The organism is Pseudomonas sp. WPR_5_2, assembly GCF_003634475.1.
Taxonomy (GTDB): domain Bacteria; phylum Pseudomonadota; class Gammaproteobacteria; order Pseudomonadales; family Pseudomonadaceae; genus Aquipseudomonas; species Aquipseudomonas izuensis.
The window spans coordinates 294,577-306,899 of the sequence record NZ_RBLA01000005.1; the positions used below are offsets into that span (position 1 = coordinate 294,577).

The following is a 12,323-nucleotide window of genomic DNA, read 5'->3' on the forward strand; positions in this document are numbered from 1 at the left end:
CGTCGCTGCGGGATTCGAATTTTATACGGCTGCCGCTGGCGTTGCCGGGGCGCGGTGATACGCCAGCCAGATCAGGAACAACCCGCCGACGATCATCGGTACGCACAGCACCTGGCCCATGGTCAGCCAGTTCCAGGCCAGATAGCCCAGTTGCGCGTCCGGTACGCGGACGAATTCGACGATGAAACGGAAAATGCCATAGAACAGCGCGAACATCCCGGACACCGCCATGGTTGGCCGCGGCTTGCGCGAGAACAGCCACAGGATCAGGAACAGGGCCACGCCTTCCAGCGCAAACTGGTACAGCTGCGACGGATGACGCGGCAACTGCGCCGGGTCACTGAACGGCGGGAAGATCATTGCCCACGGCACATCGGTCGGCTTGCCCCACAACTCGGCATTGATGAAGTTGCCGATGCGCCCGGCCCCCAGGCCGATCGGCACCATGGGTGCGACGAAATCCATCAGTTGGAAGAACGACTTGTTGTTCTTTTTACCGAACCACAACGCCGCCAGCATCACGCCGATAAAGCCGCCGTGGAACGACATGCCACCCTTCCACACTTCGAAAATCAGCGTCGGATTGGCCAGATAGGCATGCAGATCGTAAAACAGCACGTAACCCAGGCGACCGCCGACAATCACACCCATCGACATCCAGAACACCATGTCGGAGAGTTTTTCCTTGGTCCAGGTCGGGTCGAAGCGGTTCAACCGGCGAGACGCCAGCAGCCAGGCACCGCCAATACCGACCAGGTACATCAAGCCGTACCAGTGGATTTTCAGCGGACCGATGGCCAGGGCCACCGGATCGATCTGCGGGTAAGGCAGCATTGCGACTCCTTATAAGCGTTCAAATCTTAAAAATTCCCGGGCGACGCTGCCACCTCAGGATTAAGCCAGGATTGCGCTGCACGTCAGAGCAGATGCTTCAGACTAGAAAGTTCAGGCCAACGCAGAACAGCAAAGCGGCAAACAGTCTTTTCAGCAACTTTGGCGACAGATTGTGAGCCAGCCGCGCACCGAAGCGGGCAAAAACCATGCTGGTCAGGGCAATGCCCAGCAGTGCCGGCAAATAAACGAAACCGAGACTATGGGCCGGCAGCAACGGATCATGCCAGCCCAGAATCATGAAACTTAATGCACTTGCCAATGCGATCGGCAGGCCGCAAGCCGACGAGGTGGCCACCGCCTGCTGCATCGGCACGCTGCGCCAAGTCAGGAACGGCACGGTCAACGAACCGCCGCCAATCCCGAAAATCGCCGAGGCCCAACCAATCACACTGCCTGCCACGGTCAGACCGACTTTACCCGGCACCGTTCGGCTGGCCTTGGGCTTGAAGTCCAACGCCAGCTGCGCGGCGATCACCAGGGCGAACACACCGATGATTTTTTGCAGGTTGGGTCCGGAGATCGCTTCGGCGGTCAGGGCACCGAAACCGGCACCGATCAGGATGCCGACGGTCATCCACACAAAGATCGGCCAACGCACGGCGCCGCGACGGTGATGCTCTCGTACGGCGTTGACCGAGGTGAAAATGATCGTCGCCAGCGACGTACCGACGGCGAGATGGGTCAGGATCGAAGGATCGAATCCTTGCGCCTTGAAACTGAATACCAGCACTGGAACGATGATGATCCCGCCGCCCACGCCGAACAGCCCGGCCAGCACCCCGGCACAGGCGCCGAGCGCCAGATAGAGCAGAAATTCCATGCTTGTCCCCACCCAACCCCAAAACCGGAGCGGCATGGTAACGGATGCATGGCCTTGGGCTCCACTGGATGGCGATGGATACCCGCACGTTGACTGCGTAAAGTGGGCAAAAAACACACTGGGATCACCTTATGTGCCTGATTGTTTTTGCCTGGCGACCGGGTCATGCCCAGCCGCTGATCGTGGCGGCCAACCGCGACGAGTTCTACGCCCGCCCCAGCCTGCCGCTGGCGCCATGGCCCGAAGCACCTCAGGTGGTCGCCGGTCGCGACCTGGAGGCCGGTGGCACCTGGCTCGGTGTCGGCGCCAACGGGCGCTTTGCCGCCCTGACCAATATTCGCGATCCCCATCGACCGCCAGGTCGCAAGTCCCGGGGTGAGCTGGTGGCGCAGTACCTTACCGGCGAAAAGCCAATTGATGACTATTTGACCGACGTTGTCGCACGTTCGCCGGAGTATGGCGGATTTAATCTATTGGTCGGTAATAACCATGAACTCTGGCACTTCAATGCCCGGGAGTCGGAAGCGGTCATGCTGCCGCCCGGGGTCTACGGGCTATCGAATGCCGGCCTGGATACGCCATGGCCGAAACTGCTCAAGGCCAGAGCCGCCCTGAGCGAAGTGCTGGACGATCCGCAACCGCAGGCGCTGCTGGCCTTGCTGGGCGATGCGCAGCAGGCGCCGTTTGCCGAGTTGCCGGACACCGGGGTGGGGTTGGCCACTGAGACGCTGTTGTCGAGTGTATTCATCGCTAGCCAGAGTTACGGGACGCGAGCGAGTACGGCGCTGATTGTGCAGGCGGATGGGACGCGGCATTTGGTCGAACGGAGTTTCGGGCCGTATGGCGGGCATCTTGGGGAAGTGGAGATCAGGCTTTAGATTTGCTGTGTGTCTGAGGACGCATTCGCCGGCAAGCCGGCTCCTACAGGGTTTGCGGCGTTCACTAAATTTGTGAACGACTCGGTTCTGTAGGAGCTGGCTTGCCAGCGAAGCAAACGCCGCTAACTCAGAGGGTCTTGACCGAAGCCGGATTGATCATCCGCGCCAACCCAAGGTTTTTCAGCGCCAGTTGCAGCGAGCTGTGGATGACTTGCGGGTTGTCGATGGTCATCAGCTCGGCCAGCAGTTCCCTGGCTTTGCTCAGGTTGATCTGGCGCAACATCCACTTCACTTTCGGCAAGTTGGTCGCGTTCATCGACAAGCTGTCGAAGCCCATCGCCATCAACAACACCGCCGCCGCCGGATCACCGGCCATTTCGCCGCAGATACTCACCGGCTTGCCTTCTGCATGGGCGTCGCGCACCACGTTTTGCAGGGCTTGCAGCACCGCCGGGTGCAGGTAGTCGTAGAGGTCGGCCACCCGTGGATTGTTACGGTCCACGGCCAGCAGGTATTGGGTCAGGTCGTTGGAACCGACCGACAGGAAGTCCACCTGCCGCGCCAGTTCCTTGGTCTGGTACACCGCCGCCGGAATCTCGATCATCACGCCAACCGGTGGCATCGGCACGTCGCAGCCTTCATCGCGCACTTCACCCCAGGCCCGATGGATCAGGTGCAGGGCTTCCTCCAGTTCATGGGTACCGGAGATCATCGGCAGCAGAATCCGCAGGTTGTTCAAGCCTTCACTGGCCTTGAGCATGGCACGGGTCTGCACCAGGAAGATTTCCGGGTGGTCGAGGGTGACGCGGATGCCGCGCCAGCCAAGGAACGGGTTGTCTTCCTTGATCGGAAAATACGACAACGACTTGTCGCCGCCGATGTCCAGGGTGCGCATGGTCACCGGTTGTGGATGGAACGCGGCAAGCTGCTCGCGGTAGATCGCCAGCTGTTCCTTTTCGCTCGGGAAGCGCTGGTTGATCATGAACGGTACTTCGGTGCGGTACAGACCGACACCTTCGGCACCACGCTTCTGCGCCCGCGCCACGTCTGCCAGCAAACCGGTGTTGACCCACAGCGGCATGCGGTGGCCATCGACCGTGATGCACGGCAGATCGCGGAGTGCATCCAGCCCCAGGGCCAGTTGTTTTTCTTCCTCGACCACTTCGGCGAACTGCTTGCGCAGCACGTCGCTCGGGTTGGTGTAGACCTCACCGTGATAGCCGTCGACGATCATCTGGATGCCGTCGACCTTGGAATACGGCAAGTCGACCAGGCCCATCACGGTCGGGATGCCCATGGCGCGTGCCAGGATCGCCACGTGGGAGTTGCCGGAACCCAGCACCGATACCAGACCGGCCAGCTTGCCTTCCGGCACCTCGCCGAGCATGGCCGGCGTCAGTTCTTCGCTGACCAGAATGGTGTTGTCGGGATAGACCAGGGTTTGCTGGCGCTCTTCCTGCAAATAAGCGAGCAGGCGACGACCAAGATCCTTGACGTCGGAGGCGCGCTCACGCAGGTAGGCATCGTCCATCAATTCAAAACGGTTGACGTGATCGGTAACGACCTGGCGCAAGGCGCCCTGGGCCCACTGGCCGGTCTTGATCACAGTGGTGACTTCACTGCCCAGCGCCGCATCGTCGAGCATCATCAGGTAGACGTCGAACAGCGCACGCTCTTCAGGACGCAACTGCGTAGCAAGCTTGGCGGACAACGTGCGCATGTCGGCGCGCACGCCTTCAATGGCGGTCTTGAACAGCCCCAGTTCGGCGTCGATGTCGTCAATGGTCTTGTCGGGTACCACGTCCAGGTCGGCCGGTGGCAGCATGACCACCGCGGTACCAACCGCCGCACCCGGCGAACCCGGCACGCCGATGAACTTGGCTTCCTGAATACCCTTGCCCTGACGACCCAGGCCACGGATCGAACCTGTGGCTTCAGCGTGGGCGATAACCCCGGCGAGCTGGGCGCTCATGGTCACGAGGAAGGCTTCTTCACCTTCATCGAACTGGCGGCGTTCTTTTTGCTGAATGACCAACACACCGACAACCCGGCGGTGGTGGATGATCGGTGCCCCGAGGAATGAAGCAAAGCGCTCTTCACCGGTTTCGGCGAAATAGCGATAGCGCGGGTGATCCGCGGCGTTTTCGAGGTTCAGGGGTTCTTCACGCGTGCCGACCAGGCCGACCAGACCTTCATTGGGAGCCATGCTGACCTTGCCGATCGAGCGCTTGTTCAAGCCCTCGGTGGCCATCAGCACGAAACGGTTGGTCTCGGGATCGAGCAGGTAGACCGAGCAGACCTGGCTGCCCATGGCCTCTTTGACGCGCAACACAATAATCCCCAACGCCGCCTTGAGATCCTTGGCGGAGTTAACTTCCTGGACGATCTTGCGCAGCGTATTGAGCATGGCTCGGGGTCGAACTCCGTCGTCAGTCGCGCGCTAAAAGGCGCGGGGCAAGCTCTTTGAGAGCGCGTCGATACACCTCGCGCTTGAATGTCACCACCTGGCCCAACGGATACCAATAGCTGACCCAGCGCCAGCCATCGAATTCCGGTTTACCGGTCAAATCCATCCGCACCCGCTGCTCATTCGAAATCAGGCGCAGGAGAAACCATTTCTGCTTCTGGCCGATGCACAGCGGTTGGCTGTGGGTCCTGACCAGACGTTGCGGCAAACGATAGCGCAACCAGCCCCGGGTGCAGGCGAGTATTTCAACATCTTCGCGCTCCAGGCCCACTTCTTCGTTCAACTCGCGGTACAAGGCGTCTTCCGGCGTCTCCTGGGGATTGATTCCGCCTTGAGGAAACTGCCAGGCATCTTGATTGATACGGCGAGCCCATAGCACCTGGCCAGCATCATTCGTAAGAATGATCCCGACATTAGGACGGAAACCATCGGGGTCGATCACGGCAACAACCTCGCAAACGCATGTCGCCGCATTGTTCCACAAAGGTTGTGAAGGCAGCAACGCGCCGACCTACGTTATGTGCACTCTTGTGAAAAGTCCGTATTCTGGACACCTTTCTTCCGACTTTTCAGCGAGTAACTGCAATGCGGCTGGCTTTATTCGACTTGGACAACACGCTTCTTGGCGGCGACAGCGACCACGCCTGGGGCGATTACCTTTGTGAGCGCGGCTTTCTCGATGCCGTGGCCTATAAGGCACGCAACGATGAGTTCTATCAGGATTACCTCGCCGGCAAGCTGGATAACGATGCCTACCTGAACTTTTGCCTGGAAGTCCTCGGCCGCACCGAAATGGCCACGCTGGATCTATGGCACAGCGACTACATGCGCGATTGCATCGAACCGATCGTGTTGCCCAAGGCAATCGAACTGCTGGCCAAACACCGCGACGCCGGCGACCAACTGGTGATCATCACCGCCACCAACCGTTTCGTCACTGGCCCCATTGCCAGGCGCCTGGGTGTCGAAACCCTGATCGCCACCGAATGCGAAATGGCGGGCGGCCGCTACACCGGGCGCAGCACCGACGTGCCGTGTTTCCGTGAAGGTAAAGTAACGCGCTTGAATCGCTGGCTGGAAGAGACCGGGCACAACCTGGAAGGCAGCTACTTCTACAGTGATTCGATGAATGACTTGCCGTTGCTGGAACAGGTGGCGAACCCGGTGGCGGTCGATCCTGATGCGAATCTGCGCGCCGAGGCTGAGAAGCGTGGCTGGCCAGTCATCAGTCTGCGCGACTGATATCGCCTTCGCGAGCAGGCTCGCTCCCACAGTGGATTTGTGAATGACGCAAATCCCTTGTGGGAGCGAGCCTGCTCGCGAATGGGGCAACTCGGTCTCAAGGTTTAAACCGGTTTCGCGCCCATCAACCCGGCAATGGCGATAAAACAGACAAAACTGAACAACGCCAACGCAAAGGTAAATTTGCCCACGCCACCCGGCGTCTTGCGCACTTTGTTCAGCCGCACCAACAACCAGAACCACGCGAGCGCCGCCACGGTGTAAAGCACACTGGACGCCAGCAGCCAGGTCTGTCCCAACGGCCAGCCTACCAGGTGCACCATCCACCAACCGGTAAACGGCATGCTCAGCAGCGCCAGCCCCATCAACAGCCAGATGAACACTCGCGGCCGTTGCAGGGTACGGCTCGCCGCCGTTGCGTCGCCTTGACGCCGGGTACGCCAGACCCAGATCCCCAAGCCCAGCGCACACACCAGCAACACCACCGTCGCCACCATGTGCGCCGCTTTCAGGGCCGTTAACGTTTCCATGGTTCGATTTCCTTATGCCTTGCCCATCAGCGTAGCCGTTCAGCCAAGAAACAGCTGATAGGCCGGGTTGTCGCTCTCATCCCAGTACGGATAGCCGATTTCTTCCAGCGCCGCCGGCACCAGATGACGCTCGTCATGAGGCACTTGCAAGCCGGCAACCACACGGCCATCCGCCGCACCATGGTTGCGGTAGTGGAACATCGAGATGTTCCAGCGCCCGCCGAGCTTGTTGAGGAAGTTGAACAGCGCTCCCGGACGCTCCGGGAACTCGAAGCGCAGGATCACTTCATCCACCACATGCGCCGCGCGACCGCCAACCATGTGGCGGATGTGCAGTTTGGCCAGTTCGTTATCCGTCAGGTCGACCACCGGGAAACCCTGCTCGCCGAGGCTGGCGATCAACGCACTGCGTGGGTCGGTGTCCGGATGCGTCTGCACGCCAACGAAGATGTGCGCTTCGCTGCCGGTGTTGTATCGGTAGTTGAACTCGGTGATCTGACGCTTGCCGATAGCTTCACAGAACGCCTTGAAGCTGCCCGGCTTCTCGGGAATGGTCACGGCGATAATGGCTTCGCGGCCCTCGCCCAGCTCGGCGCGCTCGGCCACGTGGCGCAGGCGATCGAAGTTGACGTTGGCACCGGAGTCGATGGCCACGAACGTGTGCCCGGTGACGCCGCGCTGTTCGACGTACTTCTTGATCCCGGCCACGCCCAGCGCACCGGCAGGCTCGGTGATCGAGCGGGTATCGTCGTAGATGTCCTTGATCGCCGCGCAGATTTCGTCAGTGCTGACGGTGATGACTTCATCGACATGGTCTTTGCAGATATCGAAGGTGTGCTGGCCGATCTGCGCCACCGCGACGCCGTCGGCAAAGATGCCCACGGTCGGCAGCACGACGCGCTCACCCGCGGCCATGGCCGCTTGCAGGCAATTCGAATCGTCCGGCTCGACGCCGATGATCTTGATGTCCGGGCGCAGGTATTTGACGTACGCCGCGATGCCGGCAATCAGCCCGCCGCCGCCCACCGGGACGAAAATCGCGTCCAGACGCCCCGGATGCTGACGCAGGATCTCCATGGCCACCGTGCCCTGCCCGGCAATGGTGTGGGGATCGTCATAGGGGTGAATGTAGACGTAGCCTTTTTCGTCGACCAGTTTCAGCGAATAGGCCAGGGCTTCCGGGAACGAATCGCCGTGCAGCACCACTTTGCCACCGCGCGAACGCACGCCTTCGACCTTGATCTCCGGGGTAGTCTTGGGCATGACGATGGTCGCCTTCACCCCCAATACTTTCGCCGCCAGGGCCAGGCCTTGTGCATGGTTACCCGCGGAAGCCGTGACCACGCCACGGGCGCGCTCTTCATCGCTCAACTGGGTCAACTTGTTGTACGCGCCGCGAATCTTGAACGAGAACACCGGCTGCAAGTCTTCGCGCTTGAGCCAGATCTCGTTGCCCAGCCGCTCGGAGAGCTGGCGGGCAGTCTGCAATGGGGTTTCTACGGCAACGTCATAAACGCGCGAGGTGAGGATCTTTTTGACGTACTGTTCAAGCATCGGAAAGCATCACTGAGCGGGTTGGGCAGGACCATGGAGTCTAACCCGGCTTTTGTCCGTACGACCACACTAAACCGGTGGTTTTAAGCCTCCGGAGGCAATCCTCACCTGTGGGAGCAAAGCTTGCTCGCGATGAGGCCATCACATTCAACAATAATGTTGGCTGCTCGATTGCTTTCGCGAGCAAGCTTTACTCCCACAGGGACCGCGTCGCTCTGCCACATCTGCCAATCGGGCAATGACCTTCCCCGCCCCGAAGCCTATAATGCCGGCCTTTCGTTCCCCTCTTCGGCACCTCGGAGCCCGCATGACCCAGGATCAACTCAAACAGGCAGTGGCTCAGGCCGCCGTCGACTTCATCCTCCCGAAACTCGACGACAAAAGCATCGTCGGGGTCGGCACCGGCTCCACCGCCAACTGCTTCATCGATGCCCTGGCACAACACAAGGGTGCATTCGATGGCGCTGTCGCCAGTTCCGAAGCCACCGCCGCCCGCCTCAAGGGCCATGGCATCCCGGTGTACGAACTGAACACTGTCAGCGACCTGGAGTTCTACGTCGACGGCGCCGATGAAAGCGATGAGCACCTGAACCTGATCAAGGGCGGCGGCGCCGCACTGACCCGCGAGAAGATTGTCGCGGCGGTGGCCAAGACCTTCATCTGCATCGCCGACGCCAGCAAACTGGTACCGGTCCTCGGCAACTTCCCGCTGCCGGTGGAGGTCATTCCGATGGCCCGCAGTCACGTGGCCCGTCAACTGGTCAAGCTGGGTGGTGATCCGGTCTACCGTGAAGGCGTGCTGACCGACAACGGCAATATCATCCTTGATGTATTCAACATGGAAATCACCAACCCGGTGGAACTGGAAACGCAGATCAATGCGATCGTGGGCGTGGTCACCAACGGTTTGTTCGCGGCGCGTCCGGCGGACCTGCTGTTGCTGGGTACCAGTGAAGGTGTGAAGACCCTCAAGGCCTGACACCTGCCCTGTAGGAGCAAAGCTTGCTCGCGATAGCGGTATGTCTGGCACACCGCGTGATCGTTCATCGCGAGCAAGCTTTGCTCCCACAGGGATCGGTGGGGCGAGTTAGTTTTGTGCGGGTTTTTTGAAGACGTAAAACAGGTTCGGCTCGCTCACCAGGTACATCGTACCGTCGTCGTCCATGGCAATCCCCTCCGCCTGCGGCACGGCCTTTTGCAGCCCCTGACTTCCCTTGCTCAACGACAGGGTGCTCAGCGGTCGTCCGTCCACATCCAGCTCCAGAATCAGCCGTGACTCGTCGGACAGTGCCATCAAGTGACCGCTGCGCTCGTCATATTGCAGGCTCGACAGATCGCGCACGAACATCCCGGCATCACGCTTGGGGTTATTGATGACGTGCACCGCATAGGATTTTTCCGGATTGAAATGCGGAAAGCCGTGCACTTCATAGATCAGCATCGGGTCGCGTTCCTTGGCGACAAACAGGCGCTTGCCCACCGAGTCGTACGCCAACCCTTCAAACCCCTTGTTGCCGCTCGAGTGCACGCCGAGGGTGATCTGTTCTGCTTCGGCAGCATCCAGGAAGGTGGTGTCCCGCTCCAGATGAACCTTGATCAGCCGCTGCTGGTACTCGTCAGCGATGACGTAGGTGTCGGCACTGATGTATTCAACCGCTTCCGGATCGCCGAATCCGACCAGTGCAATACGACGCAGGATCTTGCCGTCGAGGGAAAGCTCGATCAGCTCGGAGTGCTTGTTGGTGACGGTGAACAGGCTTTTGCGCACCGGGTCATAGGTCAATGCTGAAACATCGTCGGTCAGACCTTCGATGACTTGCCCCTCCAACACCACCTGATACCGGTCCAGGCCAATGGATTGGTCATTCACCGGCTGCCAGAGCCTGTGCAGGTTAAACCAGCCACGCTCGAACAGACGCCCGTACTGGCCGACCGCGAGCAACACGATCAGCGCAATCATCGTCACGATGAACATCAGCGGCTTGGGGCGGGCAAATCGACGCATTGGGCAAGGCTCGGAATCGAAACAGGCGGATGAAATATCACGCCTGTCTGAACTGAAGCTTAATGGCTGGCAGCGCCTACAGGAATCACAGTGATTACTTCTGTTTTTCGTAGCGATAGAACAGGTTCGGCTCACTCACCATGTACAGCGTACCGGCTTCGTCCATGGCCACGCCTTCGGCGCGGGGAATGGTCTTTTTCAAACCATGGAAGCCGCCCAGCAAGGCGATGAAACTGACTTGCTCGCCCTTCTTGTCCAGCTCCAGCAACAGGTGGGAATCGGCGGACAGCACCAGCATGTGCCCGGTCCGTGGGTCGATGGCAAGGGCCGACAGATTGCGAACATCCAGTGCATGACTGGCCAGTTTGAGCTTGTCACCGCTAAGCGCCTTGCCGTCACTCTTCCAGGCAAACAACGCCGGTGGGCGCTCTTCACCCAGCAGCAGCTGTTGATTAGGCGAATCCCAGACGATGGCTTCGAACGCCTTGTTCTGGTCTTTCGAAGGTCCGAGATCGTATTTGGGGAAATTGGCGATGTTCAGCTCACGGGTATCGGCATCGACCTTGACGACAGTGATCAGGTGATCGCGCTCATCGACAATCGCCAGCAAACCGTTACCCAACACGGTCACCCCTTCAGGGTTGCTCCAGCCCACCAGCGGCATCTTGCGCAGCACATCGCCCCGCAAGGACAACTCGACCAGAAACGGATTCTTACCCATGACCGAAAACAGGGTTTTGGTCTGAGGATCGTAGGCCAGGTCAGAAGCCTCATCCTTTTCCATGCCCGGCAGCGGCTTGGCGTCGATCACCGCGTGATAATCCGGCAACCAGATACTCGCCTGGCGCTCGGCAGGACTTGCAAAGCGCTCCTTCACCCAAAGCACGCCACGATTGTCCCAATGCATGGCAAACGCAACGCCATAGGCGACAACCGCCACCAGGAAAAGCCAGACATACCACCGCAAGGCAAAGCGCGAGCGACGGGCAGATTTGAACGTGGAGAGCGATTGAGTGGCCATCAGGGAATGGGTTCCAGAAAGTCAGGCTAGGGGTAATAGCACAAACGGGGCAGGCTCATGCGCCAGAGGTCCGGGAATTATCCAGCCCCCCCGTGAAAAAATCGGGAAATGGCAGCAATCACAAACCCCAATGTGGGAGCGAGCCTGCTCGCGAAGAGGCCGGCACATCCAACATTAACGCTGAATGACACACCGCTTTCGCGAGCAGGCTCGCTCCCACAGGGTTAGGCAGTGCCCAGACTAGCGAACGCTGCTGTTGAAACGGCTCGCGCCCGGCAGTTCCAGAACAATTTCATCGCCAACATTCAACGGGCCGACACCCACTGGCGTGCCGGTCAGAATCACGTCACCGGCCTGCAGCGAGAAGCAGCCGGCCATGTGCTGGATCATCGGCACGATCGGGTTGAGCATGGCGCTGCTGTTGCCATCCTGGCGGACTTCGCCGTTGATGGTCAGGCGGATGCCAATGTCAGTCAGGTCGGTAAAGGTGCCAGGGGATACGAACGGGGCAATCACCGCCGCACCGTCGAAGGACTTGGCGATTTCCCAGGGCAGGCCCTTGGATTTCAGCTCGGCCTGCTTGTCACGCAGGGTCAGGTCCAGGGCCGGGGCGAAACCGGAGATGGCGTCGAGTACTTCTTCACGGCTCGGCTTGGTCGACAATGGCTTGCCGATCAGCACTGCGATTTCCGCTTCGTAATGCACCGAGCCACGTTCGGTCGGAATGCTGAAACCACCCTCCAGCGGCACGACGCAACTGCCCGGCTTGATGAACAGCAGCGGCTCGGTAGGTACCGGGTTGTCCAATTCCTTGGCGTGTTCGGCGTAGTTACGGCCGATGCACACCACTTTCCCCAAGGGGAAGTGAATACGCGTACCGTCGACATACTGGTGCTGATAGCTCATGGACCG

12 protein-coding genes are annotated in these 12,323 nt (G+C 60.0%); 3 read left to right on the top strand and 9 right to left on the bottom strand.

What is annotated here, in order from left to right:
• Positions 1-21: 21 nt before the first annotated feature.
• Positions 22-834, bottom strand: coding sequence for a prolipoprotein diacylglyceryl transferase (lgt, locus tag BJ917_RS19740; protein WP_096514360.1), 813 nt, complete (start codon positions 832-834; stop codon positions 22-24).
• A gap of 97 nt (positions 835-931) precedes the next feature.
• Entirely contained in the window at positions 932-1,714 is a 783-nt protein-coding gene (locus tag BJ917_RS19745; RefSeq protein ID WP_096514359.1) for a sulfite exporter TauE/SafE family protein, read from the bottom strand.
• A 131-nt stretch (positions 1,715-1,845) separates the two neighbouring features.
• Between BJ917_RS19745 and BJ917_RS19750 the strand changes: the two genes are divergently transcribed.
• Positions 1,846-2,592, top strand: coding sequence for an NRDE family protein (locus tag BJ917_RS19750; RefSeq protein ID WP_096514358.1), 747 nt, complete (start codon positions 1,846-1,848; stop codon positions 2,590-2,592).
• A gap of 127 nt (positions 2,593-2,719) precedes the next feature.
• Here BJ917_RS19750 and ptsP read toward each other — a convergent pair whose 3' ends face one another.
• Both ptsP and BJ917_RS19760 read right to left on the bottom strand, forming a co-directional pair.
• On the bottom strand, positions 2,720-4,999 hold the full coding sequence (gene ptsP, locus BJ917_RS19755) for a phosphoenolpyruvate--protein phosphotransferase (protein WP_096514357.1): 2,280 nt from the start codon (positions 4,997-4,999) through the stop codon (positions 2,720-2,722).
• A gap of 22 nt (positions 5,000-5,021) precedes the next feature.
• On the bottom strand, positions 5,022-5,501 hold the full coding sequence (locus tag BJ917_RS19760) for an RNA pyrophosphohydrolase (protein ID WP_007897732.1): 480 nt from the start codon (positions 5,499-5,501) through the stop codon (positions 5,022-5,024).
• 143 nt (positions 5,502-5,644) lie between these two features.
• On the opposite strand from BJ917_RS19760, the gene BJ917_RS19765 reads away from it, so the two are divergent.
• On the top strand, positions 5,645-6,301 hold the full coding sequence (locus BJ917_RS19765; protein WP_096514356.1) for an HAD family phosphatase: 657 nt from the start codon (positions 5,645-5,647) through the stop codon (positions 6,299-6,301).
• Positions 6,302-6,405: 104 nt separating this feature from the next.
• On the opposite strand, the gene BJ917_RS19770 is transcribed toward BJ917_RS19765, so the two are convergent.
• Positions 6,406-6,831: a DUF2269 domain-containing protein gene (locus BJ917_RS19770; RefSeq protein ID WP_121104194.1), complete on the bottom strand. Its 426-nt coding sequence runs from the start codon at positions 6,829-6,831 to the stop codon at positions 6,406-6,408.
• A 39-nt stretch (positions 6,832-6,870) separates the two neighbouring features.
• The gene (gene ilvA / locus BJ917_RS19775; protein ID WP_121104196.1) at positions 6,871-8,385 is read right to left on the bottom strand and encodes a threonine ammonia-lyase, biosynthetic; all 1,515 of its coding nucleotides are present in this window, start codon (positions 8,383-8,385) and stop codon (positions 6,871-6,873) included.
• A gap of 307 nt (positions 8,386-8,692) precedes the next feature.
• Here ilvA and rpiA point away from each other — a divergent pair, with 307 nt between their 5' ends.
• On the top strand, positions 8,693-9,364 hold the full coding sequence (rpiA, locus tag BJ917_RS19780) for a ribose-5-phosphate isomerase RpiA (protein ID WP_096514353.1): 672 nt from the start codon (positions 8,693-8,695) through the stop codon (positions 9,362-9,364).
• Positions 9,365-9,472: 108 nt separating this feature from the next.
• On the opposite strand, the gene BJ917_RS19785 is transcribed toward rpiA, so the two are convergent.
• From BJ917_RS19785 to BJ917_RS19795, 3 genes are all read right to left on the bottom strand, one after another.
• The gene (locus BJ917_RS19785; protein WP_121104198.1) at positions 9,473-10,390 is read right to left on the bottom strand and encodes an SdiA-regulated domain-containing protein; all 918 of its coding nucleotides are present in this window, start codon (positions 10,388-10,390) and stop codon (positions 9,473-9,475) included.
• A gap of 94 nt (positions 10,391-10,484) precedes the next feature.
• Positions 10,485-11,411, bottom strand: coding sequence for an SdiA-regulated domain-containing protein (locus BJ917_RS19790; RefSeq protein ID WP_121104200.1), 927 nt, complete (start codon positions 11,409-11,411; stop codon positions 10,485-10,487).
• A 240-nt stretch (positions 11,412-11,651) separates the two neighbouring features.
• Positions 11,652-12,317, bottom strand: coding sequence for a fumarylacetoacetate hydrolase family protein (locus tag BJ917_RS19795; RefSeq protein WP_096514350.1), 666 nt, complete (start codon positions 12,315-12,317; stop codon positions 11,652-11,654).
• Between the last annotated feature and the right edge of the window lie 6 nt (positions 12,318-12,323).

Coding starts and splice junctions, on each gene's coding strand:
- lgt (WP_096514360.1), bottom strand. CDS start 834: ATGCTGCCTTACCCGCAGATCGATCCGGTGGCCCTGGCCATCGGTCCG.
- BJ917_RS19745 (WP_096514359.1), bottom strand. CDS start 1,714: ATGGAATTTCTGCTCTATCTGGCGCTCGGCGCCTGTGCCGGGGTGCTG.
- BJ917_RS19750 (WP_096514358.1), top strand. CDS start 1,846: ATGTGCCTGATTGTTTTTGCCTGGCGACCGGGTCATGCCCAGCCGCTG.
- ptsP (WP_096514357.1), bottom strand. CDS start 4,999: ATGCTCAATACGCTGCGCAAGATCGTCCAGGAAGTTAACTCCGCCAAG.
- BJ917_RS19765 (WP_096514356.1), top strand. CDS start 5,645: ATGCGGCTGGCTTTATTCGACTTGGACAACACGCTTCTTGGCGGCGAC.
- BJ917_RS19770 (WP_121104194.1), bottom strand. CDS start 6,831: ATGGAAACGTTAACGGCCCTGAAAGCGGCGCACATGGTGGCGACGGTG.
- ilvA (WP_121104196.1), bottom strand. CDS start 8,385: ATGCTTGAACAGTACGTCAAAAAGATCCTCACCTCGCGCGTTTATGAC.
- rpiA (WP_096514353.1), top strand. CDS start 8,693: ATGACCCAGGATCAACTCAAACAGGCAGTGGCTCAGGCCGCCGTCGAC.
- BJ917_RS19785 (WP_121104198.1), bottom strand. CDS start 10,390: ATGCGTCGATTTGCCCGCCCCAAGCCGCTGATGTTCATCGTGACGATG.
- BJ917_RS19790 (WP_121104200.1), bottom strand. CDS start 11,411: ATGGCCACTCAATCGCTCTCCACGTTCAAATCTGCCCGTCGCTCGCGC.
- BJ917_RS19795 (WP_096514350.1), bottom strand. CDS start 12,317: ATGAGCTATCAGCACCAGTATGTCGACGGTACGCGTATTCACTTCCCC.